The sequence below is a fragment of the Streptomyces sp. NPDC050988 genome, assembly GCF_044456225.1.
Taxonomy (GTDB): domain Bacteria; phylum Actinomycetota; class Actinomycetes; order Streptomycetales; family Streptomycetaceae; genus Streptomyces.
Map to the genome: position 1 here is coordinate 66,138 of NZ_JBITFQ010000030.1, position 24,064 is coordinate 90,201.

21 protein-coding genes are annotated in these 24,064 nt (G+C 70.6%); 12 read left to right on the forward strand and 9 right to left on the reverse strand.

Features of this window, described 5'->3' with window-relative positions; translation table 11 throughout:
• Position 1 precedes the first annotated feature (1 nt).
• The 3 genes from ACIBEI_RS39670 to ACIBEI_RS39680 all read right to left on the reverse strand — a co-directional run bounded on the left by ACIBEI_RS39670 (position 2) and on the right by ACIBEI_RS39680 (position 3,184).
• Positions 2–1,246 carry a cytochrome P450 gene (locus ACIBEI_RS39670; protein ID WP_398895508.1) on the reverse strand — a complete coding sequence of 415 codons (1,245 nt, stop codon included), beginning with the start codon at positions 1,244–1,246 and terminating at the stop codon, positions 2–4.
• A 444-nt stretch (positions 1,247–1,690) separates the two neighbouring features.
• Positions 1,691–2,392, reverse strand: a complete 702-nt coding sequence (locus ACIBEI_RS39675) for a response regulator transcription factor (protein ID WP_398895597.1) — start codon at positions 2,390–2,392, stop codon at positions 1,691–1,693.
• Positions 2,393–2,641: 249 nt separating this feature from the next.
• The gene (locus tag ACIBEI_RS39680) at positions 2,642–3,184 is read right to left on the reverse strand and encodes a MarR family winged helix-turn-helix transcriptional regulator (RefSeq protein ID WP_398895510.1); all 543 of its coding nucleotides are present in this window, start codon (positions 3,182–3,184) and stop codon (positions 2,642–2,644) included.
• Positions 3,185–3,325: 141 nt separating this feature from the next.
• Between ACIBEI_RS39680 and ACIBEI_RS39685 the strand changes: the two genes are divergently transcribed.
• Entirely contained in the window at positions 3,326–4,387 is a 1,062-nt protein-coding gene (locus ACIBEI_RS39685; RefSeq protein WP_398895511.1) for a zinc-binding dehydrogenase, read from the forward strand.
• A gap of 133 nt (positions 4,388–4,520) precedes the next feature.
• A complete protein-coding gene (locus ACIBEI_RS39690; protein WP_398895513.1) occupies positions 4,521–4,973 on the forward strand; it encodes a MarR family winged helix-turn-helix transcriptional regulator in 453 nt (150 codons plus the stop codon).
• A 172-nt stretch (positions 4,974–5,145) separates the two neighbouring features.
• On the opposite strand, the gene ACIBEI_RS39695 is transcribed toward ACIBEI_RS39690, so the two are convergent.
• The 4 genes from ACIBEI_RS39695 to ACIBEI_RS39710 form a co-directional block, all read right to left on the reverse strand.
• Positions 5,146–5,868, reverse strand: coding sequence for a DUF1775 domain-containing protein (locus tag ACIBEI_RS39695; protein ID WP_398895514.1), 723 nt, complete (start codon positions 5,866–5,868; stop codon positions 5,146–5,148).
• Positions 5,832–6,599, reverse strand: coding sequence for a hypothetical protein (locus ACIBEI_RS39700; RefSeq protein ID WP_398895515.1), 768 nt, complete (start codon positions 6,597–6,599; stop codon positions 5,832–5,834). The genes ACIBEI_RS39695 and ACIBEI_RS39700 overlap by 37 nt, the downstream gene beginning before the upstream one ends.
• Positions 6,600–6,721: 122 nt before the next feature.
• A complete protein-coding gene (locus tag ACIBEI_RS39705; RefSeq protein WP_398895517.1) occupies positions 6,722–7,201 on the reverse strand; it encodes a hypothetical protein in 480 nt (159 codons plus the stop codon).
• On the reverse strand, positions 7,179–7,736 hold the full coding sequence (locus ACIBEI_RS39710) for an ATP-binding protein (RefSeq protein ID WP_398895518.1): 558 nt from the start codon (positions 7,734–7,736) through the stop codon (positions 7,179–7,181). Before ACIBEI_RS39710 ends, ACIBEI_RS39705 begins: the two co-directional genes overlap by 23 nt.
• A 376-nt stretch (positions 7,737–8,112) precedes the next feature.
• On the opposite strand from ACIBEI_RS39710, the gene ACIBEI_RS39715 reads away from it, so the two are divergent.
• The 3 genes from ACIBEI_RS39715 to ACIBEI_RS39725 all read left to right on the forward strand — a co-directional run bounded on the left by ACIBEI_RS39715 (position 8,113) and on the right by ACIBEI_RS39725 (position 10,178).
• Positions 8,113–8,988: a helix-turn-helix domain-containing protein gene (locus ACIBEI_RS39715; RefSeq protein ID WP_398895519.1), complete on the forward strand. Its 876-nt coding sequence runs from the start codon at positions 8,113–8,115 to the stop codon at positions 8,986–8,988.
• A gap of 40 nt (positions 8,989–9,028) precedes the next feature.
• Positions 9,029–9,241, forward strand: a complete 213-nt coding sequence (locus tag ACIBEI_RS39720; RefSeq protein ID WP_266507059.1) for a DUF397 domain-containing protein — start codon at positions 9,029–9,031, stop codon at positions 9,239–9,241.
• A gap of 121 nt (positions 9,242–9,362) precedes the next feature.
• A complete protein-coding gene (locus ACIBEI_RS39725) occupies positions 9,363–10,178 on the forward strand; it encodes an SAM-dependent methyltransferase (protein ID WP_398895521.1) in 816 nt (271 codons plus the stop codon).
• A 110-nt stretch (positions 10,179–10,288) separates the two neighbouring features.
• On the opposite strand, the gene ACIBEI_RS39730 is transcribed toward ACIBEI_RS39725, so the two are convergent.
• Together ACIBEI_RS39730 and ACIBEI_RS39735 are read right to left on the reverse strand one after the other, a co-directional pair.
• The gene (locus tag ACIBEI_RS39730; protein WP_398895522.1) at positions 10,289–11,818 is read right to left on the reverse strand and encodes a M81 family metallopeptidase; all 1,530 of its coding nucleotides are present in this window, start codon (positions 11,816–11,818) and stop codon (positions 10,289–10,291) included.
• 160 nt (positions 11,819–11,978) lie between these two features.
• The gene (locus ACIBEI_RS39735; RefSeq protein ID WP_398895524.1) at positions 11,979–13,184 is read right to left on the reverse strand and encodes an ROK family protein; all 1,206 of its coding nucleotides are present in this window, start codon (positions 13,182–13,184) and stop codon (positions 11,979–11,981) included.
• 241 nt (positions 13,185–13,425) lie between these two features.
• Between ACIBEI_RS39735 and ACIBEI_RS39740 the strand changes: the two genes are divergently transcribed.
• The 7 genes from ACIBEI_RS39740 (at position 13,426) to ACIBEI_RS39770 (ending at position 24,064) form a co-directional block, all read left to right on the forward strand.
• Positions 13,426–15,219 (forward strand): peptide ABC transporter substrate-binding protein, encoded by a 1,794-nt coding sequence (locus ACIBEI_RS39740; RefSeq protein ID WP_398895525.1) that lies wholly within the window; start codon positions 13,426–13,428, stop codon positions 15,217–15,219.
• Positions 15,220–15,254: 35 nt separating this feature from the next.
• Entirely contained in the window at positions 15,255–16,214 is a 960-nt protein-coding gene (locus ACIBEI_RS39745; RefSeq protein ID WP_398895526.1) for an ABC transporter permease, read from the forward strand.
• Positions 16,211–17,095 (forward strand): ABC transporter permease, encoded by an 885-nt coding sequence (locus ACIBEI_RS39750; RefSeq protein ID WP_190226957.1) that lies wholly within the window; start codon positions 16,211–16,213, stop codon positions 17,093–17,095. The genes ACIBEI_RS39745 and ACIBEI_RS39750 overlap by 4 nt, the downstream gene beginning before the upstream one ends.
• Positions 17,092–18,999 (forward strand): dipeptide ABC transporter ATP-binding protein, encoded by a 1,908-nt coding sequence (locus ACIBEI_RS39755; RefSeq protein WP_398895528.1) that lies wholly within the window; start codon positions 17,092–17,094, stop codon positions 18,997–18,999. The genes ACIBEI_RS39750 and ACIBEI_RS39755 overlap by 4 nt, the downstream gene beginning before the upstream one ends.
• Positions 19,000–19,091: 92 nt before the next feature.
• Positions 19,092–20,054, forward strand: a complete 963-nt coding sequence (locus ACIBEI_RS39760) for an ROK family protein (RefSeq protein WP_398895598.1) — start codon at positions 19,092–19,094, stop codon at positions 20,052–20,054.
• Positions 20,055–20,261: 207 nt separating this feature from the next.
• Positions 20,262–21,284: a substrate-binding domain-containing protein gene (locus ACIBEI_RS39765; protein WP_398895530.1), complete on the forward strand. Its 1,023-nt coding sequence runs from the start codon at positions 20,262–20,264 to the stop codon at positions 21,282–21,284.
• A gap of 326 nt (positions 21,285–21,610) precedes the next feature.
• Complete coding sequence (locus tag ACIBEI_RS39770; RefSeq protein ID WP_398895532.1) at positions 21,611–24,064, forward strand: nitrate- and nitrite sensing domain-containing protein; 2,454 nt, start codon at positions 21,611–21,613, stop codon at positions 24,062–24,064.

The following is a 24,064-nucleotide window of genomic DNA, read 5'->3' on the forward strand; positions in this document are numbered from 1 at the left end:
GTCACCAGGTGACGGGCAGGGAGGCGACGCCGTACGTGGTGCCGTCGTGGTCGAACTCGAGGTCCTCGACGCGGGCCGCCAGGCGCAGCGTGGGGACGCGCCGGTAGAGGGTGCCGTAGACGACCTGGAGCTCCAGGCGGGCGAGGGACTGGCCCAGGCACTGGTGGGGGCCGTAGCCGAACGCGTTGTGCTGGCGCGCGGGCCGGGTGACGTCCACCTGGCCGGCGTCCGGGAACGTCTCCGGGTCCCAGTTGGCGGCGTGCAGATCCATGATCAGGCCGTCGCCCGCGCGGATGACCTGCCCGCCGATCTCGATGTCCTCGGTGGCGACGCGGCGCAGACCGACCTGGACGATGCTCAGATAGCGCAGCAGCTCCTCCACCGCGCCGGCGACGACCTTGGGGTCCTCGGAGTCGCGCACCAGGGCGAGTTGCTCCGGGTTCTCCAGCAGGACCAGCGTGCCGAGGCTGATCATCGTCGCGGTGGTCTCGTGGCCGGCGATGAGCATCGCCACGCCCATGTGGACGGCCTCGCTCCGGCTCATCTCGCCGGCCTCGACGCGCCCCGCCATCTCGGACAGCACGTCGTCACCGGGGTCGGCGAGCTTCTTGCCGAGCAGGTCGTCGAGGTAGGCGGAGAGCGCGGTGCTCGCCGCCCGCGAGTCCTCGGGCGCGGCTGCACGGTCGAGGGCGAGGCTGCTGTTCTCCTGGAAGAACTCGTGGTCCGCGTACGGCACTCCGAGCAGTTCGCTGATCACCAGCGAGGGCACGGGCAGCGCGAGCGCCGTCAGGAGGTCGGCAGGGTTCGGCCCGGCCAGCATGTCGTCGATCAGACCGTCGACGATCTTCTGGATCGGGGCCCGCATGGCCTCGATCCGCTTGATGATGAACGGCCCGTTGACCATCCGGCGCAGCCGGGTGTGCTCGGGGGCGTCCGTGTTGACGATCAGCTCCGGGGTGTACTTGGCGATCTGCTGCCGGTACTCCGTCACGAACGGGAAGCTGCCGGGGCTCTTGTCGTTGGCGCTGACCCGGGGGTCGGTCAGCAGGGCCCTCTGCAGGGCGTGCCCGGTGATCATCCAGGGCGTACTGCCGTCCCAGATCCTGACCTTGCTGATCGGGTTCTGCTCGCGCAGCTCCTCCACGGCCGGCGGCGGGGCGAACGGACAGCCTTCCGCCCTCGGCATCGGGAACTCGGGCATCGCCTCGGCTGCGTCGGACGCGGCTCCGGCCAGTGTCTCGGCCATCTGACTCCTCGGTGGGGGCTCCGCCGGGGCGGAGAACGGGGAAGGGTTGGCGACCTCTGAGACCTCATGCAAGCGGAGCGGACTGACGGATTCCGGCCAGTTGCCTGACATTAAGCTGACGTGACCCAGATCACAGATTGGACCCGTAGGAGGTCGGCCACCTGGGCACACTTTCGCGCCACCTCACGCCTCGACCGCGCCTCGCGGACACGACGAAGCGGCCGGTACGGGAGACGCACGGCCGCCGAGCTGGAGGGCTAAAAGGGTGTGGGAGTAAGGGAGTTGGAGATTTGGAGGTGTGGGGAGCCGAGGGCCCACGGGATTCGGGAGGCGCAGGGCGCCGGGAGTCGAAGGGCTCCGGGCGCGGGGAGCCGGGGGCCCGCGAGATTCGGGAGGCGCGGGGCGCCGGGGACGCGAGACGCCGGGGACGGGCCCGAGCCGGGTTCAGCGTCCGAGTCGGTAGCCGAAACCCCGGCGTGTGTGGATCAGCGGGGGCTGCTCCTGGTCCACCTTGTGGCGGAGGCGGGAGACGAGTTTCTCGATCGCGTTGCCGGCCCGGGTCTCGCCCCAGACATGCCGGCAGATCTGTTCCTTCGACAGCACCCGCTCGGCGTTGACGAGCAGATGACGCAGCAACCGGTACTCCGCCGGGGTGAGGTCGAGGGCCCGTCGGCCGCGCCGGGCCTGACAGGTGGCGTCGTCGAGGACGAGGTCGCCATAGCACGGCCCCTGGCGCACCGAACCTCGGCCGCGCAGTAACACGTGGGCCCTGGTGAGGACTTCGGAGATCCGGAACGGCACGGTGACGTAGTCCGATTCACCCAGGCCGAGTTCGGGGACGAGGAGGCTCAACTTCTCGTACTCCGCGAGGAAAAGTACCGGAGGCCGGTCGGCCGGACGGAAGCGGCGTCCCTCACCCAGCTCCTCGATGTCCGGGACCGAGACATCCATGACGACGAGGTCGAAACGGTTCTCGGCGAGCCGCGCCATGCCCTGGGCGCCGGTGCGGGCGGCGGTCACCCGGTAGTCCGCCAACTCCAGCGTGGTCGTGAGCAGTTCGGCGATCGCGGAGTCGTGGACGACGACCAGGACGTGCTGCCCGTTCCCACGTGCGGGCGCGGGCACCTCCGCGCCGCTCCCGCGCACCCCGCCGACGCCGACGCCGTCCATTCCGAGCACCCGGTCCACCCCGTCCGTCCCGTCCGTCCCGTCCATCGCATGCACCTCGTTTTTGAGTAGGAGGCGGGCGGCGGCGACACCACCTCGTGCCGGGCTCACGCGTCGCGCACGAACGGCGGTCGCGCCGAACGGCACCGGAGGAAACCCTCGCACCCCGGGACTCCGGCGACGAGGGCGCGCGCCGACCACACCGTCGACCGGACCCGACCACCCCGGTCAGGCCTGGCGCGGCGAGGACTCCTCGCCCTCAAGCGTGACCTCGGTGTGCAGGAAGTCGTCGACCATCCGGTGGAACAGCGTGGAGAGTTGCCGCAGTTCCTCCGGCGACCAGTGGGACAGCGCGAGCTCCATGCCCCGGCAACTCGCGATGCGGATACGGTCGATCGCCTCCTGGCCGACAGGGGTGAGTTCGATGCGCTGGGCGCGGCGGTCGTCCGGATCCGGGACCCGGGTCACGTAACCCCCCTTCTCCAGCTGCTGCACCTGCCGGGTGACGTGCGACGCCTCCACCGCCAGCCGCGCCGCCAGCTCGCCGGGGCGCATGGGCTCGGATTCGGCGATCTGCCGCAGCAGCGCCACCGCCGCCCGGTCCAGCGACACCCCGGCCAGGGCCATGAGGCGGTCGTGCTGCCTCACCCGACCGGTCAGATAGACGATGCGGTTCAGGGCTCGCTCGATCTCGACCACCTCTGTGGAGCCGGGGGCGGGCGCCGCTCGGGACAGGGGGTCGGGGTCGTGTGCGGGTGTCGGCGTGGGCATGCACCCACTTTAGCTACTTGCCTGACTCAAGTAAATTCAGATTAGATTGCTTTACTCAAGTAAGTCATATGTGCTTGACTAACTCAAGTAAGTCGCCGTCCGGGTGCGAGCCACCGCACCACCGAGGAAGAGAGCACCACCATGGCCACCATGAAGTCCGTCCACACCGGCCCCGTCGGCGAGATCGAGGTCGTCGAGGTCGAGCGCCCCGTCCCCGGCCCCAAGGACGCCCTGCTCAGGATCCGCGCCTGCGGCATCTGCGGCACCGACACGTTCTTCCTGCACCTCGGCGGCACCCCCATGGGCCCCGGCGGCTCCATGGTGCCGCTCCCCCTGGGCCACGAACCCGCCGGAGAGATCGTGGAGACCGGCGCCGAGGTCACCGGTCTGAAGGTGGGCGATCGTGTCGTCGTCAACCCGCAGGGCGTGCCCTCCGGCATCATCGGCTGCGGCGGGGCACACGGCGCCATGAGCGAGTACCTGCTCATCGAGAACGCCGAACCGGGCGCCAACCTCAGCGTCTTCCCCGACACCGTGCCCTTCGACGTCGCCGCCCTGAACGAGCCCATGGCCGTCGCCCGTCACTGCGTCAACCGTTCCGAGGCCGGGCCGACCGACAAGGTGGTCGTCTTCGGCGCCGGGCCCATCGGTCTGGGCGCCACGATCTGGCTGAAGCTCCGCGGCGTCCAGCACGTCGTGGTCGTCGACGTCCTCCCCGAGCGACTGGAGACCGCGCTCGCCGTCGGCGCCGACGCGGTCGTCAACTCGGCCACCGACGACCTCACCGCCGTCCTCACGGATCTGCACGGCCAGGCCGCCAACGCCCTGGGCCAGCCCCGCCCGGGCACCGACATCTACATCGACGCGGCCGGCGCCCCCGCCGTCTTCCAGGCCACCGTCGACAACGCCAGATGGGGCGCCAAGCTCGTCATGGTCGCCGTCCAGAAGAAGTCCGACGCCATCGATCTCGGCGGCATGCTCCGCAGCGAACTCACCCTCATCGCCTCCCAGGGGTACCCCACCGAGATCTTCGAGGTCACCCCGGAGCTCGTCGAGCACCACGAGCGTTTCGCCCGGCTCATCAGCCACCGGGTGCCCTTCACCGATGTCGAGCACGCCTTCGGGCTGGCCCTCACACCCGGCGCCGCCGAGAAGATCGTCGTCACCTTCGACGGCCAGGACGCCTTCGACGACCAGGTCTGAGCGGCGGACCCGGGGGTATGCATCGTACACATTAGGTGCGTGGTGCATATTTGATGTCATGGCTCCTGCCCTGACATCAGGCCCAGGCTCAGGTTTCGGGGCGCGAGTCGAGATCTGGGGAAGGACCGGCGGCATGGACAAGCCCACGCACTTGATCGAGTTCGAGGCGATGCTGCTCGGGCGGCACCTCTATCTGAACTCGCCCCGGGCCCGGACCGGCGGCCGTCTGGAGCGCAGCGCCTACATCCTGCTGAGCCGGATCCGCATGGAGGGCCCGATGTCCATCGGGCAGCTCAGCGACGCCTTCGGTCTCGACGCCTCCACGCTCAACCGGCAGACCGCCGCGATGCTGCGCGGCGGTCTCGTCGAGCGCATTCCGGATCCCGACGGGGGCATGGCCCGCAAGTTCCGCATCACCGAGGAGGGTGAGCACCGCCTCGACACGCATCGCGCGGAGGCCATCCAGGGGCTGGAGAAGGTGATGGCCGACTGGGACCCCGAGGAGGTCGCGACCTTCGCCGCGTACCTCAAGCGGTTCAACACGGACATCGAGAACCTCGACGAGCGTCCCTGGCCCCGCCCCTGACCGCGGGCCCCCTTTTTCCCGTACGCCTCTTTCCCCGTACGCCTCGATGTCGACCGGGGCGTGCCCCGTCGTGCGCTCGGAGGACGGGCCGGGCACCGGCGGTACCGCCTTCTCGCCGTGCGCGTGCTCATCCGGCCCGTGGGTCCGTGCGGTCCCACGGGCCGGGTGGGGGTCAGTTCCCGGCGGCGGAGGCGCGGCGCCTGGTCAGCCACCACGCTCCGGCACCCAGGACCAGCAGCGCGGCGACGACTCCGCCGACGACGAGACCCGTGGAGGATCCGTCGTCGTCCTTCTTCGTGTCGGCCGCGGCCGCCGTGGCCTCCGACTCGGAAGGCGTCGCGGTGACCGACGGGGTCGGGCTGGGCGTCGGGCTCGCGGTCGGGCTGGGAGCGATCGGCTTCGCGCCCGGTGCGGCCGCCTTCAACTTCAGGAGCGGGGCGGGCTGTTCGGGCTCCTCACCGCCCTTGGGCAGCTCGATCCAGCGCGAGACCTCCCCGTCGCTGTAGGTGTCGATGGTCTTGAACGCCACTTCCTTGGCGTCCGGGAGCTGGCGGATCTTCACCTTGTACTCGGCGTCGACGCCGGTCTTGAGAGGGGTGCCGCCCACCACGTAACCGTCGTCGGTGGTCTTCAACTGCCAGCCCTTGGGGGCCTCGACAAGCGTGACGTCGGCCGGTGCGATCCCCTCGGGCAGCACGACGCGCACCTCGCGGAAGCCCGCGGAGGCGGACTCCGCCTCGCAGACGACCGTGAGGGTGACGTTCTCGGCGAGGGCCTGCGCCTTGTCGGCCTCGACCTCCGTGTGCGCCGATGCGGGACCGGCCAGCGCGAGGACGGCCGTGAGCGCGGCGGCGCCGGTCAGTGCGACACGACGCCCGTTGATGGACAGGGACATGGTGGAACTCCTTGCTGGTGGAACCGGGCGGGCCGAGGCCGGGCCCGGGTGAGGGGGACGACGGGGACGGGTGTCCGTCCCGGGGGTCCCCGGCGCACCAGCGCGTGTTCCAGGGTCTGGGTCCGTGCTCCTGCCGGGAGTTCGAAGGAGCGGGCGAGCGGTACGGGCGGCGGCCGGTGGACTGTGGCGACGGCCGCGCCCGGCAGGAACCGGGCCATGACCGCCGCCGCGGCGGCGCGCAGCGTACGGCCGGTGGCCAGGGCCGCCGTGACCGCGGTGTCGGCCCGGTGGAGCAGCCAGGCGACGACGAGGGCGGCGACGACGTGCGCGGTCGTCATGGCCGTTTCGGAGGCGTGCCGCCAGGGTTGTCCGCCGGCGCCCGTCGTCATGGCGTCGTGCCCGGCGTGGGCCATGTGTCCCGTGCCGGCGCGGTGGCCGCCGACCGCCGTGAGCGCGAGATGCATCGCGGCCTGTGCCGCCAGGGTGCATCCGACGACCGCGAGCAGTCCGGGGCGGCGGCGGGCGATGGGCCGTACGACGGCGAACTGCGCGACGGCGAAGGCGGTCACGAGCCGCCACGGCACCTGCCCGCCCTCGACCGCGTGATGGCCGACGGCGGCGAGCACACTGCCGACGAGTGCGAACGTCCCGGCGCGGACCCGGGCGCCCGCGCGACTCGGCCGGGAGCTCTGGCCCCGGCCGTCGCACTGCGTCACATGGTCACCTGGCACGGTCGCCCATCATCCTCCGCCGCGTTCACCTTGTCGCATACGTCTACGTCAGAGGTGAGGGGGCCGTTCACCCGGGGTGGCACGAGGAGGAACTCACTGGCACTCGGGCTGGCGGGAGCGGTTCAGTCCGCCGCGCCCAGGGACCAGCTCGGGACGCTGCCCGCGAGGCGGCAGGTGAGGAAGTACAGGGGTATCGGCGGGGTGTAGGGCGAGCCTCCCGCGGGGCTGTGGATCAGTCGGGGCCGGTCTGCCCAGGGGCCGCGGCGGGCCCGTGTCCAGGACGGGTCGGCCAGGTGCGCGCCGATGGTGTACGTCGTGGTGGACGGCCAGCTGACGCCGATGTGGGACCCGGAGGGAACGATCCACCACCAGCGCTCCTCGCCCTCGAAGTCGTCGGCGAAGACACAGCCCACGCGGGGCAGGGAGTTCATGATGCGTTCGCCGTGTCCCCGGGACGTGGTCACGGCGTCGCAGCCCAGCCCGGCGCGCAGCTGGGCGGGGATGACCAGGCGGCCGGGATCCCCGGACGGGAAAGTGGCGGAGGGGCGCAGCCGCGAGCCGTACGTGCGAGGCCGCGGTTCAGGGGCGTGCTGCAGTTCCATGAGGCAGATGTCCTTCGGCCGAGTGGGGGTTGGGCCGGGTGAGGTGCGTGGTGGGCGCGCGTCCGGTGGAGGCGGGTTCTCGTGACTCCGACGATGTCGGCTGCGGCGGCACCGACCGCAACGCCACCGGCGGGGAGGACGCCGGCGGTGACGGCACCGGCTGGGAGGGCAGGACGGCCCAGACGACGCGTCCGGAACCGTTCGCGCTGTCCCTGACGCCCCAGTCGCTGCTGACCATGCCGACGAGCATCAGTCCGCGGCCGCCCTGGTCGTCGGGTCCCGCACTGCGCTGTGCGGGGAGCGTCAGGCCGCGGTTCTGGTCCTCGATCTCAATGTGGAGCCGCCCGCCCGCGGTGCGCAGTCTGCAGACGATCCACTCGCTCGCCGTGTGTGTGAGCGCGTTGGTGACCAGCTCGGAGGTCACCAGGACAGCGTTGTCGCAAGTTTCGGGGCTCGTGCCCCATTCGCTCAGCAGTTCGCGCACGTTCCTGCGGGCCACACCGACCGAGGCGGGGGTCGGGGAGAGTCCGAACACGCCCGCTCTGTGGGGGTGTTCGCTCGCGGGCAGTCGGCCCAATGGCTTGGGGAGGGAGGGCGGAGCCATCGCCGTTCGCCTTTCGTCTGCCTTCGCACCGGGGGTCGCGCCAGTGCCGGTACCGCTTGATCCGGTTCCGCCGCGAGGCGCGTACAACCCGTTGCGCACGGTGACGAATCGCAGCCCGTTCTCCCCCAACTTGGCTGCGTCGTCTCGCCGTTCACCGGACCAGGACGGTACGCCCCACTGTGACACCTGCCATCAACACCTCGCAACCGACAAGTTGAAAATTGCAATTCGCACGGTGCATGCTTCCCCCGTCGAACGGATGATCGTGACAGACTGCGACCTCGAACCCGCTGTGAGGGGGTAAGGCGTGACCGCGGAAACCGACTGGGGCGGCGCGCCCTCCGTCCTGCGCATGATCCTCGGCAGGCAACTGGAGGAGCTGCGCACCCGTGCCGGACTGACGTTCGAGCAGGCGGGTGCGGCGATCGGGGTCAGCCACTCCACGATCCGCCGGATGGAAGCGGCGAAGGTGGCCCGGCTGAGGCTCCCGGACGCCGAGAAACTGCTCCAGGTGTACGGCGTGACCGACCAGCAGGAGATCGACACCTTCCTGAAATCGGTCCGCGAGGCGAACAAGCGCGGCTGGTGGCACACCTACCGTGACGTGCTGCCGGACTGGTTCGCGGCCTATCTGAGCCTGGAACAGGCGGCGCTGCAGATCCGCGCGTACGAGCCCCAGTTCGTGCACGGTCTGCTGCAGACCGAGGAGTACGCCCGCGCCCTGCTGGGTGCCGGGAATCCGCACGCCGCGACCGAGGCCACGGAGCGCAGGGTCGCGCTCCGGATGCGGCGCCAGGAGCTGCTGACCCGGCCCTCGCCGCCGCGCGTGTGGATCGTGATGGACGAGACCGTGCTGCGCTGGCCGGTCGGCGGATCCGAGGTGATGCGCGCCCAGATCGACCATCTGATCGCTGTCAACTCGCTACCCCAAGTGACATTGCAGATCATGCCGTTCAAGAACGGGCCGCATCCGGCGATGCGGGCGGGGGCTTTCCATCTCTTCCGGTTCCGGGCACGCGAACTGCCGGACATCGTCTACCTGAACGGTCTGGTGGGCGCTGTCTATCTGGACAAGGACGACGACGTCCTGGTCTATCGCGAGGCTCTGGACCGGCTGGGCGCGCAGGCGACGCCCGCCAGAAAGACCGAGGCTCTCCTCGGTGCGATTCGCAAGGAGCTCTGACGTGCACCACCACATACGCGACGGACACATACACAACGGCATGCCCTCCCGGGAACTCGGCACACGCGGCTGGTACAAGCCGTGGAGCGACGACGCGGGCGGCGCCTGCGTCGAGGCGAAGAAGCTCGGCGACGGCCGGGTCGCGCTGCGCCAGTCGACCGATCCCGACGGCCCCGCGCTGGTCTTCACGCCCCGCGAGATGACGAGTTTCCTGTCGGGTGTGAAGGCGGGTGTCGCCGACTTCCTGCTCTGAGGCACCCCCTTGTTCCCGCGCACAGACTTCCCTGGTTTCCTGAACACTCCTGCTTTGATCAACACCCTTGATTTCCCTGAGCGTTGACTTCGAACCCGACGACTTGACAGGAGGGGCGGCTTTGCCCGAAAACGGATGGCCGGCCGACCGCATCGACACCGAGAACGCCCACTCGGCGCGCATCTACGACTACATCCTCGGCGGTAAGGACTACTACCCGGCCGACAAGGAGGCGGGCGACGCCATGGCGTCGGAGTGGCCCGCCCTGCCGATCCACATGAAGGCCAACCGCGACTGGATGAACCGCGCGGTGGCGTGGCTGGCGAAGGAGGCGGGGATTCGCCAGTTCCTGGACATCGGAACCGGCATCCCCACGTCCCCGAACCTCCACGAGATCGCCCAGTCGGTGGCGCCCGAGTCACGGGTCGTCTACGTCGACAACGACCCGATCGTCCTCACCCTCTCCCAGGGGCTGCTGGCCAGCACGCCCGAGGGGAAGACGGCGTACATCGAGGCCGACTTCCAGCACCCGGAGGCCGTGCTCGACTCCCCCGAGTTCCGCGAGACGCTCGACCTGGACAAGCCGGTCGCGCTGACCGTGATCGCGATCGTCCACTTCGTCCTGGACGAGGACGACGCGGTCGGCATCGTGCGCCGCCTCCTGGAGCCCCTCCCCTCCGGGAGCTACCTCGCGATGTCCATCGGCACCGCCGAGTTCGCACCCGAGGACGTGGGGCGGGTCGCGCGCGAGTACGCGGCGCGCAACATGCCCATGCGGTTGCGCACGATCGATGAGGCCGACGAGTTCTTCGAGGGCCTCGAACTCGTCGAACCCGGCATCGTGCAGGTGCACAAGTGGCACCCGGACGCCACGAGTGGTGAGGGGATCCGGGACGAGGACATCGCTATGTACGGAGCGGTGGCCCGTAAGCCGTAACGCTCCGCTGGGTGCCAGGTGATGTGCCTGCGGGCCGCTGGGGTTGTGATGCCCCTGCGGCCCGGTGGGGGCTTGTCGCGCAGTTCCCCGCGCCCCTGACGGGGCGCGGGTTACTCGTTCGGCGTGCCCAGAGGTTCGGTCGACGGGGGGATGATCCGGGCCGTCAGGTCCGGGTCCGGCATCTCCCCGTCGAAGGGGAACATCGGGCGGTGGATTCGGTGGTGGTCCAGGCGGAGGAGGTGCTGGTCGACTCCGCCCGGGGTGAGGGCCATCTTCCAGTCGGCGGCCATGGTGAAGAGTTCGGGTTCCAGGTAGCCGATCTTGACGAGGACGATGTCGGCCTCGCGGGGTGACAACTCCAGGTCGGTGAAGTCGTGTTCGTGGTGGTAGGGCTTGCGCAGCGCGGTGAGGATCACGTGCACACTGCCGACGCGCAGCACCACCTCCACCTGTGCGTGCGGGTCGCCGTGGCGGATGGCGTGGACCGTGCCGGTCATGGTGAGCGGGCCTGCGTGGCGGTCGTCGACCTCCGCGCCCGCCGTGACGGTGACGGTCGCTCCGACGCCCGCCCGGACCGCCGTCTGCACGGCGGCGGGGCCGGGGAGCGAGGCGTAGACGACCGTCGGTCCTGACGGGGCCTTGAACTCGGGCCTGGACAGCACCCGTTCGAGCCCCCAGGTGACGTCGCCCGCGCCGCCCGCCGTCGGGTTGTCGCCGGTGTCGCTGATGAAGTAGGGCCGGTTCTCCTCGGTGGCGGCCAGGGCCTCGTCCAGGCAGTCGTCCAGCGTGCCCGTCGGGGCGACGAAGGCGAAGTCGTGCCGGGCCTCCCAGAAGCCGCGCGCCAGGCGTTCGGCGCCCGCCGTGACGGCGTCCCGCGACGGGCCCGTGACCGCGACCGCCGCGCGGTTGCGCGGCTCGTCCGCCCAGGCGTAGCCGACCCAGATCGCGGCGTCCGTGACGCCCTCCGTGGCCTCCACCTCGTCGACGGCCGCGTACACGCTCTTCGCGGGTTCGATACGGGTCGAGGTCTGTTCGCCCGCCAGCAGCACGGGCACCGGGATCCAGGCCTTGACCGGGCGGGGCGCGCCGGTCGTCAGGAGGTCCACGAGGTTGCGGGCCGCCCGCTCCTTCGTGTCCATGGCGTCCTCGTGCGGGGCCATGCGGTAACAGGTGATCAGGTCGCTCAGGTGGGCGAGTTCGCGCGAGACGTTGCCGTGCAGGTCCATGGAGGTGGACACGATCACGTCCGGGCCGACCGTCTCCCGGACGCGGGCGAGCAGGGCCGCCTCGGCGTCGTCGAGGCCCTCGACCGTCATGGCCCCGTGGATGTCGAACCAGAGGCCATCGATGTGCCCCAACTCGCCGAGTCTCGCGATGAGTTCGTCGGAGAGTGCGGAGTACGCAGCCGCCGTCACCGTACCGCCGGGCAGCGCCTTGCCGACCAGGGCGCCGCGCCACTCGGCGGCATCCCTCAACGGCGTTCCGGGCGCGAGGAACTGATAGCGCGTCAGGACGTCCGTGCCGCGCTGCGGGTGGAAGGCGGGGGCCCCGGTCCGGGCCGGCGAGAACGTCGACGACTCGATGCCGAGCCCGGCGATCGCGATCACGGGACGGGCGACGGGGGTACGCGGTTGTGGCATGGCTCCTCGCACGGTGGTTGTCGTGAGTGGCTCGCGCGGTTGTGGGTGTCGTCAGGGGCTCGCGCGGTTGTGGATGTCGCCAGTGGCTCGCGCGGTGGTGGGTTGAGCGACTCACACGGGGGTGGGGGTCAGCGACTCGCACGGGGGTGGGTGTCGGTGGTCAGTGATGGGCGGGCGCAACGGCGCCGGTGACGGCCTGGAGGGCGTTCGCCAGGGCCCGTTGGAGGGCGAACTGGCCCGCGCCGACGAGTCCCGCGTCGGCACCGAGGCCGGCCCGCTCGATCACCAGGTGCTTGGTCACCAGCGGGTGGCATCCCTCGTACAGCTGGCTGCGGACGGCGGCGACGAACGGTTCGAGCGTCGAGAGGAGGCCGCCGAGGTACACGGCGTCGGGGTTGAAGAAGTTGACGTTCGCGGACAGGACCATGCCGAGGTAGCGGCCGGCCTGGCGGACGGCGCGGGTGGCCTCCGGGTCGGCGTCGGAGGCGAGGCGTACGACGTCCTCGATGGACGCGACGTCCAGGCCGCGCTCGCGCAGGATCCGGACGAGCGCGGCGCCCGAGGCGACGGTCTCCAGGCAGCCGGTGTTGCCGCAGGAGCACGGGATGTCGTGGCCCGCCTCGACCCGTACGTGGGTGATCTCGCCGGCGGCACCGGTCGCGCCGCGGTACAGCTTCCCGTCGGCGATGACCCCCGCGCCGATCGCCGAGCCCATCTTCACCATGATCGACTGGCGGCGCTCGGCGGGCTGGACGCTGTGCTCGCCCACGGCCATGCAATTGGCGTCGTTCTCGATCGCGGCCGGTACGCCGAACCGCTCCTCCAGCCAGTCCCGGACGGGGAAACGGTTCCAGCCGGGCATGCGCGAGGGGAGGGTGACGACTCCCTGTACGACGTCGACCGGGCCCGGGAGGCAGAGGCCGACGCCGCGCAGGAGTTCCCGGCCGCGTCGCCCGGCGAGGGTCTCCAGGGTCTCGGCGAGTGCGGGCAGCGCGGTCTCGGGCCCCTCCGCCGTCGCGAAGGGCACGGTGGAGACCTCGGTGTACCCGCCGCCGGGCAGGACGACCCCGACGCGGGCGTGCCGTCCGCCGAGGTCGGCCGCGACAGCGAACCCCTCGCTCCCGCCGAGGCGCAGCACCTTGCGCGGGCGCCCGCCGGTCGAGGAGCGCGTGCCCTGTTCGGCGACCAGCCCATGCGCCACCAGCTGGCCGACCGTGAGCGAGATCGTCGAGGGTGCGGCACCGAGCAGACCGGCGAGTTCCGTGCGGGTCGAGGCCTGCCCGGAGGCGAGGAGTTCGAGGACGCGCTCGGCCAGCGAGGAGACGCCCGTGACGCCCCTCCGGTGTCCCGCACTTTTTTCAGACATGGACGAAGTAACTCCCAGGGTTGGGGAAAGCCGGGGAAATCCGGAGGTCGAGGCGACGAGCGTATGCCCGTATGCCCCTCGCACGACTTTTTCCAGAACAGCAGTAACAGACTTTTTACAGCGGGCCGCCTGTTTCTTCGAACCTTCCGGTCGTTGACTGGCTCCGCCGAGCGCCGCCGTTCAACTCCGGCCCCGCGTCCGGCCCTCGCGCACCCTGAGCCCTGTTCACCTGAGGAGAGCCATGTCCCCTGCTCGCACGACGCTCGTCGCCTGTGCCGTCGTCTCGGCGGGCACACTGCTGCTCGCGGGTTGCTCCGGGACGAACGACACGTCGTCCGCGTCCCCCGACTCCATCGACTACGCGCTGCCCGCGAACTTCACGCCGAACTGGATCCTGCCGATCGGTACGGCCGCGCACCTCAACACCAACAACCGGTCCATCGCCGACAGTCTGTGGGAGCGGCTCGTCGCCTACGACGGTTCCACCGGCAAGATCGCCTGGAACAAGAAGGCGTCCATCGCCACGGCCGCCGACTTCGCGGCCGACGGCAAGAGCGTCAAGTTCACGCTGGGCGACCGCAGTTGGAGCGACGGCAAGCCGGTCACCTCGCGCGACGTCGAGTTCTGGTTCAACCTCATCAAGGCGAACAAGGCGGAGTGGGCGGGCTACAACCCGGGCAAGGCACCGGACAACTGGACCTCGTTCAAGACCGTCGACGACCGTCACTTCACGATCACCTTCGACAAGGCCTACAACTCCCAGTGGATGCTGGCCAACCAGTTCAGCGAGATCACTCCGCTTCCGCAGCACGTGTGGGACAGGACCGACGCGTCCGCGCAGGTGTCGGACGCCGACCGGACCGCCGCCGGCGCGAAAAAAGTCTGGACGTATCTGAACTCGGCCGCGAAGAACATCTCCCGCTACGACAAGGACACGCTGTGGAAGACCATCAGCGGCCCGTACGCGGTCAAGTCGTTCGCCACGTCCGGCAAGGTCGTACTCGCCGCCAACAAGAAGTACGACGGCGGTGAGAAGGCGAACATCGCGACGGTGAACCTGCTCCCCTTCACGACGGCGGACGCCGAGAAGAACGCGCTGCGCTCCGGGAGCGTCGACTACGGCTACATCGAGGCGACCGACCTCGACCAGAAGGACCGGTTCACGGCGCAGGGCTACACGGTCAAGCCGTGGTCCGGCTGGGCGATCACGTACATGCCGTACAACTTCAACAACCCTGCCATGGGCGCTGTGTTCAAGCAGCTGTACGCGCGTCAGGCGGTTCAGCGGTCGATCGACCAGACGAGCCTGGCGAAGGTCATCTTCAACGGCACGGCCGTGCCCGGCTACGGCCCGGTCCCGCAGGCGCAGGCGTCCGACTTCGTCTCGCAGGTGCAGAAGGACAACCCGTACCCGTTCTCGACGTCGGCGGCCAAGTCCCTGCTGACGAGCCATGGTTGGCAGGAGAAGGACGGGGTCATGGTCTGTACGGACCCGGGGACCGGGGACGCGCAGTGCGGTGAAGGCGTCACCGAGGGAACGAAGTTCGAGATGCAGGTGCTGTCGCAGTCCGGCTCGGCCGTGACCGACAACATGATGAGCTCGATCCAGTCCTCGCTGGAGAAGACCGGCATCAAGTTCTCGATCAAGACCGCGCCCGTCAACTCGGTGCTCTCGCAGACCCCGCAGTGCACCTCCGGCCAGCCGATCTGCAAGTGGCAGCTGTCGTTCTTCGGCACCGCGGGCAGCTGGTACTTCAACGCCTTCCCGACCGGCGACTCGCTCTTCCAGACCAAGGGCGGCTCGAACTTCGGCAACTACTCGAACCCCGACGTCGACAAGCTGATCACCGCGTCCACGACGTCCAGTTCGTCGCAGGAGGTCCAGGACTACAGCGCGGCCCTCGCGAAGGACCTGCCGGTCATCTGGCTCCCGGCGCCGGACTACCAGATCTCCGTCGTCAAGAACGGCCTCGGCGGCTTCTCCCAGGACTCGCTCGCCAACTTCCACCCGGCGCAGTGGAAGTGGACCAAGTGAGGACCTGGACCGGCTGAGGTCCTGGGACCCAACTCATGGATACCTTCGCTTACTTGACCCGACGGGTCCTCCAGGCCCTCGTGGTGATCCTCATCGTCACGGTCGTGGTCTTCTGCCTGCTGCACGCGCTGCCCGGGGGTCCCGCACGTGGGATCCTCGGCCCGCAGGCGACGGCCCAGCAGATCGCGGCCTTCAACCACGAGCAGGGCCTGGACCGTTCGCTCCCCGTCCAGTACCTCTACTACCTGCGCACGCTGGTCCAGGGCGACCTCGGCACCTCGTACACGCTCAACGAGGGGGTCTTCCAGCTCATCGAGCAGCGGCTGCCCAAGACGCTCGTCCTGACCGTGCTGTCCGCGCTCGTCGGGCTGCTGCTGGCGATCCCGCTCGGCATGTGGCAGGCCGTGCGGCGCAACAAGCCGGTGGACTACGTCGTCACCACGCTGAGCTTCGTGGCGTACGCGACTCCCGTGTACTTCCTGGGACTTGTGCTCGTGCTCGTGTTCACGCAGTGGCTGAACTGGTTCCCCTCGCAGGCACCGCAGGGCGAGACGCTCGCGGACGTGTTCGCACAGCCGGGCGCCCTGGTGCTGCCGGTGGTCGCGGGGGCCGCGTCGATGGTCGCCGTGTTCAGCCGGTACATGCGGGCGGCGACGTTGGAGAACCTCCAGGAGGACTACGTACGGACCGCGCGGGCCGGCGGTTCGCGGCCGCGCGCGATCCTGTGGCGGCACGTCTTCCGCAACTCCCTCACGCCCGTCGTCGCGATGCTCGGCTACTACGTGCCCGTGCTCTTCGGCGGTGCGCTCGTCGTCGAGCAGCTCTTCAACTACCCGGGAATGGGGCTGCTGTTCTGGAGCGCGGCACAGTCCTCGGACTATCCGGTGCTGCTCGGCTGTGTGCTCGTCATCTCCGTCGCGACCGTCGTCGGCACGCTGCTCGCCGACGTCGTCCAGCGGATCATCGACCCTCGTGTGAAGGCGGGCCGTACATGAGTGCCGTACTCCAGACCGAGGCGGCCACGCGGGAGTTGGCCACCGGATACCGCCTCTCCGTGCGGCGGTTCGCACGCAACAGGCTCGCGGTGGCAGGGCTGTTGGTGGTCGTCCTCTTCCTGCTGTTCTGCTTCGTGGGCCCGTTGGTGTACTCGACCGACCAGACCCACACCGACCTCACCCAGGTGAACCTCGCGCCGAGCGGCGCGCACTGGCTCGGCACCGACGCGGTCGGGCACGACGAGCTGGGGCGGCTGATGTTCGGCGGGAAGGTGTCGCTGCTCGTCGGTCTCGCGGCCGGGCTCCTCGCGACGGTCATCGGGACGCTGTGGGGCGCGGTCGCCGGGTACGCGGGCGGCTGGGTCGACGCGGTCATGATGCGGGTCGTGGACGCCGGGATCGCCATCCCGGCGCTCTTCATCCTGCTCGTCGTCTCGGCGATCACGACCCCGGACTCCCTCGGGCTGATCCTCATCCTGGGGTTCGTGTCCTGGCTCGTCCCGTCCCGGCTCGTACGGGCGGAGACGCTCACCCTGAAGAGCCGCGACTATGTGCTGACGCTCCGCGCGATCGGCGGGACGCACGGCCGGGCGATCTTCCGCCACATCCTGCCGAACTCGGTCTCGACGATCGTGGTCGCGGCGACGTTCCAGGTCGCCGACGCGATCCTGCTCGTCGCGTACGTCTCGTATCTCGGACTCGGTGTCCAGCCGCCGTCGACCGACTGGGGCGGAATGCTGTCGGCCGGGCTGACGGCCGCGTACTCCGGGCGCTGGTGGCTCATCGTGCCGCCGGGCCTCGCGATCATCCTCGTCGTGTGCGCGTTCAACGCCGTCGGGGACGGGCTGCGGGACGCGTTCGACGTGAAGGGGCGGGCATGAGGACGACGACGGGTACGAGCGACATGAGCGGTGTGGGCCGTAGGGGCGGCATCCTGGAGGTCGAGGACCTCGGGGTGACCTTCTCCACGGAGACGGGTGACGTGCCCGCCGTGCGCGGGGTGTCGCTGCACGTGCGGCCCGGGGAGACGCTGGCGCTCGTCGGCGAGTCCGGGTCCGGCAAGTCGACGGTCGCGCTCGCCGCGATGGGGTTGCTGCCGGGGAACGCGCGGGCGTCGGGCCGGGCCTCTGTCGACGGCACGGACGTCGTCGGCGCCGCCGAGACCGATCTCATGGGTTTGCGGGGGCGCACGGTGTCGATGGTCTTCCAGGAGCCCGCGACCGCTCTCGATCCGCTCACCCGGATCGGGACACAGATCGCGGAAGTCGTACGGAACCATCGGCCGCTCTCCGCACGCGAAGCCGCCGGAGAGGCGGTCGGACTGCTGCGCCGGGTAGGAATCCCGGATCCGGAGAAGCGAGCGTCCTCCTACCCCTTCCAACTCTCCGGCGGACAGCGGCAGCGGGTCGTCATCGCCATGGCGATCGCGAACTCCCCGAGCCTCCTGATCGCCGACGAGCCGACCACCGCGCTCGACGTCACCGTCCAGGCCGAGATCCTCGACCTGCTCCGGGCACTCGCGGCGGACTCCGGCACCGGCGTCCTGCTCGTCACCCACAACATGGGCGTCGTCGCGGACTTCGCGGACCGGGTCGCGGTGATGCTGGACGGCGAGATCGTGGAGACCGGCCCGGTGGAGGAGGTCCTGCTCCGGCCGACGCACGACTACACGAAGCGGCTGCTGGCGGCTGTGCCGCGGTTGGCTGTCGCGGGGGTGGGCGGTGCGGGCGCACCACAACCGACCTCCGCCGAACCCGGGACCGACTCGGCGCGGGAGCCGGCCAGCGCCGTACGCGGCAGCGGGGCCGAGCAGCCGCTCACCGACATCCGACGCGTCGCCGCGGCCGACGGCAAGGCAGTCGGCGGCGGCGCGGCGCCCCTCCCCTCAGGCAGCACGTCCCATCGCGGCAGCCCGGAACCCGCAACCAAGCCCGACGACCCCACCGGACCCCCAGTCGTCCAACTGCACGGCGTCTCCGTACGGTTCGGGCGTGGGCCTCGGGCCGTGCAGGCACTGCACGACGTATCGCTGACCGTTCGGCCCGGGGAAACCGTCGGGCTCGTCGGGGAGTCCGGGTCCGGCAAGTCGACGGCGGCCCGGGTCGCGCTCGGGCTGGTGGCGCCCTCCGTCGGCTCGGTGTCGCTGTTCGGTGCCGATCTCCGACGGGCCAGGGGGCGTGCGCGCCGGGCCCTGCTCGCCGGCATCGGCGTGGTGTTGCAGGACCCGGTGGCCTCGCTGGACGCACGGATGAGTGTGGCGGAGTGCGTCGCCGAGCCGTTGCGGGTGCACCGCCGGGGGATGTCGGCGGCCGAGCGCCGGGAGCGGGTCGCGGAGGTGCTCGAACGCGTGCGGCTGCCCAGGGAGTTGGCGGGCCGCGGGCCGCGGGAGCTGTCCGGCGGGCAACGGCAGCGGGTGAGTCTCGCCCGGGCGCTGGTCCTCGACCCCCGGCTGCTGGTCGCCGACGAGCCGACCAGCGCGCTCGACGTCAGCGTGCAGCAGACCGTCCTCGACGTGATCGCCGAGCTCCAGGACGAGCTGGGCTTCGCCTGCCTGTTCGTCTCGCACGACCTCGCGGTCGTCCAGCAGTTCGCGCGGCGGGTCGTCGTCATGCGGGCGGGCCGGGTCGAGGAGGAGGGCGCCACCGCGACCACCCTCACCCACCCGGAGACGGACTACACCCGTCGGCTCATCGCCGCCGTGCCCGTACCCGACCCGGTGCTCCAACGCGTGCGCCGTACCGAACGACAGGCCGCGCTCGCCGCCGGAACGGAGGGCGGGGCGTGACCGCACCCCAGCCGCGTCCGACCGTCCCCGCTCCCGTCCCCGCTCCCGTCCCCGCTCCCGTCCCCGCCTCCTCCCGGGTCTCCGCCTCCGAGGTGTTCGCCGGTGTCGACATCGGCGGCACGACCACGCAGGTCGTGCTCTGCACGCCCGAACTCGCCGTCGTGGACAGCCACGAGGTGCCCACCCCGGCGGCGGAGGGCGGCACGGCGATGGTCGGCGCCGCGCTCGACGCCCTGGGCCTGCTCCTGGCGCGCGTACCGGCCCGGCTGCTCGCCGTCGGGGTGGGCGCGGCGGGTCTGGTCGACGCCCGCGCCGGACGCGTCCTCGTGGCCAGCGACTCCTTCCACGCCTGGGCCGGCTTCGAGGTGACGGCGACCATGGAGGCCGCGCTCGGCGTTCCGGTCTTCCTCGACAACGACGTCAACGCGTTCCTGCGCGGCGAGGTCGCCCGGGGCTCGGTCGCGGGCGAGCGGCACGTCCTCGGCATGACGCTCGGCACGGGTGTCGGCGGCGCGCTGTGGCTGGACGGCGCGCTGTACGAGGGGCCGCACGGCGCGGCGGGCGAGGCGGGCCACATCCCGGGCTTCGGGGACCTCCCGTGCACCTGCGGCGGCCGCGGCCATCTGGAGACCCTGGCCTCCGGCCGGTCCATCACCGCCCGGTACGGCGAACGGACCGGCCTCGACCGCAGCGCCCGCGCCGTCGCCGAGGCTGCGGGGCGCGGCGACCCGGACGCGCTCGCCGTGTACGAGGCCGCCGGCGCCGCGGTCGCCCGCGCGATCCTGATCACCGCGGGCATGCTGGACGTCACGACCTTCGTGATCGGCGGCGGGGTCAGCGGCGCCTGGGCACTCCTGGAGCCGTCGATCCGGGCCGCGCTCACCGCCGAACCCCCCGTCAGCGGCCACCCGCTCCGGGTCGTACGGGCCGGGCTCGGCAGCGCCGCCGTGGCGGTCGGGGCCGCCTCCCGCGCCCGTACGGAATCCCGGGAACCCCTCGCTCCACACCAGCACCGCGCCGAAGGCGCCAAGTCGGCGACTTTCCGGAGTGGTTGACCGCTTCTCACTCCACTCTCACTCCACCTCAAGATCAAAGAAGACAACTCCGGCCATCTGGGCGCTCACTTGACTACCAGGCGTCACACACGATTGGCTCCGGCCAGCAAAAGTCCGACAGTCGGCACACAAGATCCGCCGACGGTCACACCGGCTTCACGCTCTCCATCCGCTTGCCCGGCCGCACAGCGAGGTGCCATACCCGCCATGAACACGACTCCCTCAGGTCCCTTCCCCTCAGGATCCGCGCGCGGTACCGCTCTGGCCGCCGCCGTCGCGGCCGTCTGTCTGCTCGCGTCCGGCTGCTCCGGTTCCGGAGGCTCGGACGCCGACTCGGACGCCGACGCGGCGGGCAAGTCGAACGCCGGCGGGATCAAGGTCGCCCTGATCACCCACGGCGCCCCCAACGACGCCTTCTGGGAGCTGGTGAAGAAGGGCGCACAGGCGGCCGCCGCCAAGGACGGCATCGCCCTGACGTACGAGAGCAACCCCGACTCCAAGGGCCAGGCCGACCTGGTGCGCGACGCGATCGCCGACCGGGTCGACGGCATAGCGGTGACCCTGGCCAAGCCGGAGGCGATGAAGAGCGCGGTCGCCGCGGCCAGAGCGGCGGGCATCCCCGTGGTCGGCCTCAACTCCGGTATCGACGCCTGGAAGTCCGGTGGCCTGCTGGAGTACTTCGGCCAGGACGAGAGCGTCGCGGGCCAGGCGGTCGGCGACAAGCTGGACTCCCTGCGCGCCAAGCACGCCCTGTGCGTCATCCACGAGCGGGGCAACGTCGCCGTGGAGGCCCGCTGCGCCGGAGTGAAGAAGACGTTCGCCGGCCGGACCGAGATGCACTACGTGGACGGCACCGACATGGACGCGGTGACCGACTCCGTCGCGGCCGCCCTGCGGCAGGACCGGACCATCGACGAAGTCGTCATGAACGGCGCGGAGTTCGCGCTCGCGGCGGTGAAGTCGGTGAAGGAGGCGGGCAGCAAGGCCAAGGTCGCCACCTTCGACCTCAACAAGGACCTGGTGAAGGCCGTGCGGAGCGGGGACGTGCAGTTCGCCGTGGACCAACAGCCCTATCTGCAGGGCTACCTCGCCGTGGACGCGTTCTGGCTGTACAAGACGAATGGCAACTTCAGCGGCGGTGGCGAGGAGCCCGTACTCACCGGACCGGCGTTCGTCACCAAGCAGAACGTCGCCGCGGTCTCGAAGTTCGCGGCCAACGGAACGCGGTGAAACACCCCGCGGCCGACCGGCCGAACGGCGCCGCCCGCGGTGCCGGACCAGTCGAACCGCCGGGCGGGGCCGGCTGATCCGCCATGCGGGACCGGCTGATCCGGGTGTGCGGGACCGGCCGGTCCCGCGTCGTCAGGTAACAGCGTCGCCAAGGTTTGGGGTACTCACCGTGCGTACGGTCACTTGTACGGATAGCATCCTGCGCATCCCCTGTGCTGTTCCGGACACGCGGCCACCCGCCGCCCTCGTCCCCTCTCTCACCCCTGCTGACCACCCGACTTCCGCCAACACCCCTTCCGCTCACCGCTGATCGCTCTAGGACGACGATGTCTCCACGGACAGGCTCCCGCCGCCGTCTCGGCTCCATACGTCTCTCACTGATCCTGCTGGCTCTGGTTCCCAGCGTCACCCTCGCCGCCATGTGGGGCGTGACGACGATCCAGATGTTCTCGGAGGGTCTGCGGCTGCGGGACCAGACGGAGCTCAGCAAGTCGACCGGGGCCATGGGCACCGAGGCGACGCTCGCGTTGCAGCGGGAACGCAGTCTGTCGGCCGTGCTGCTGGCCTCGCCCAACAGCTCCCGTACCGCCCTGGACGAGCAACGGGCCCGTACCGACAAGGCGGTCGCGACACTCGTCGGCCAGTCCGACGCGATCCAGAAGGCCCCCGAGCGGATCAGCGACCGGATGTACTCGGTCATCGCGTCGGTGGGCAGCCTGGAGTACTACCGGGGCCAGGTGGACAACCCCACCGACATCACTCCCGACCAGGCGCTGGACCAGTACACCTCGATCATCGACGACCAGATCCACGCCTTCCAGGAGCTCTCCCAGGTCGACGACGGCGAACTCACCTCGCAGGCAGGCCCGCTCGTCGCCCTGGAGCACTCGGCCGAGCTGGTCTCCCAGGAGGACGCCCAGCTGCACCTGGCCTGGCCGTCCGGGAAGCTCGACGAGAACGCGTGGAACCACTACGTCCAGCTGGTCAACACGAAGCGCTGGCTCGTCGAGGACCAGCTGGTGCCCTCGCTGCGCGGCTCGGTGAAGGCGCAGACCGAGCGGATCCTCCAGGGCCCGGAGTGGAAGGCCCTGGAGGGCGTCGAGGACCAGGTCGTCGCGGCCCGGGCGAAGGGCCTCACCGACGGCCGGAAGATCACCCTGCCGGACGCGCAGAAGCAGTGGAGCCCCGCGTTCGACAAGCTCGGCGACCAGTACACCGCCCTGATCCGCCAGGAGACGGCGGCGCTGCTCGAACGCAGTGACGACAGGGCCGATGAACTGCTGATCAAGGCGGCCGCGCTGAGCACCGGCGGCTTCGTCGCCCTGCTGGTGTGCGTCCTGATGTCCTGGCGGATCACCCGCTCCCTCTCCCGGCGGCTGCGCGGACTGCGTATCGCCACCCTCAGCCTGGCCGAGGAGCGGCTGCCCGACGTGGTGGCACGTCTCAACCGCGGCGAGAAGGTCGACGTGGAGTCGGCCACGCCCCCGCTGGACTACGGCCGGGACGAACTCGGGCAGGTGGCCCAGGCGTTCAACGCCGCGCAGCGCACGGCGGTCCACACGGCGGTGGAACTCGCCGACACCAGGCGCGGCTTCCAGAAGGTCATCCTGGGCATCGCCCGGCAGAGCCAGAACCTGGTCAACCTCCAGCTCACCAAGCTGGACGCGTTGGAGCGCCGCCACCAGGACCCGGACATCCTCAAGGGCCTGTACGAACTCGACTCCACCGCCAGCCAGTTGCGCCGCTACGAGGAGAACCTCGTCATCATCAGCGGTGAGCAGCCGCGGCGCAGCTGGACCGAACCGGTGGCGCTGATCGACATCCTGCGCAGCGCCGTCGGTGAGGTCGCCGAGTACCAGCGGGTGGAGGTGAACACCGACGAGGAGGTGTTCCTGACCCCGCCGGCGGTGGCGGACGTCATCCACCTGCTGGCCGAACTCATCGACAACGCGACCGCGTACTCCCCCGCGCCCAGCCCGGTCGGCGTGCGGGCCGGGATGGTCGCCAAGGGGCTGGCCGTCGAGATCGAGGACCGCGGTCTCGGCATGTCCGAGGAGGACTACGCCTCGTTCAACACCCAGTTGGCGGTGCCGCCGCAGTTCGACGTGGTGGCGCTCGCCGACGACCTGCGGCTCGGCATGTTCGTGATCGCCCGGCTGGCCACCCGGCACGGCATCACGGTCACACTTCGGTCCTCGCCGTACGGGGGCACCACCGCGATCGTGCTGATCCCGCACGAGATCGTGGTGCGCGAGCCCCTCGAATTCGAATCACCCTCCGCGGACGTGGAGAGCACCGACGGGGTACTGCCGGCCGCCCGGGAGCAGGGCGGGGAACCGGCCGGTGAGCCGGTCGCGGAGCCGGTGGGCGTCGCCGCGAAGAGTCCGGCGGAGCGGCAGACCCATGAGCGCTCGCGGGAGGCGCAGCCCGTCGCCCGGGCGCGGACACCGCAGACGGCGGAGACACGGGTCGCCGCCGGTGCGGTCCGCTCCGGTTCGGCCGCGGCTGGGTCCGGCGGCATCGCCCCGCTGCCGCGCCGGGTGCCGCAGACCAGCCTGGCCGCCGAGCTGCGGGAGGACGCGCCGCCCGTCGCGTCCGCCGAGGCCGACGACCCCTTCGAGGACTTCACCGCGGAGCGCGCGGCCTCCTCCCTCTCCGGTTTCCAGCGCGGAACGCTCCAGGCGCGTGACAACGACACGGATACGGCGTACGACCAAGGGGAAGAACCAGCACCCGAAGGCGCATCCGTCACCTCGACTCCGCCCGCAGACCGCTCATGA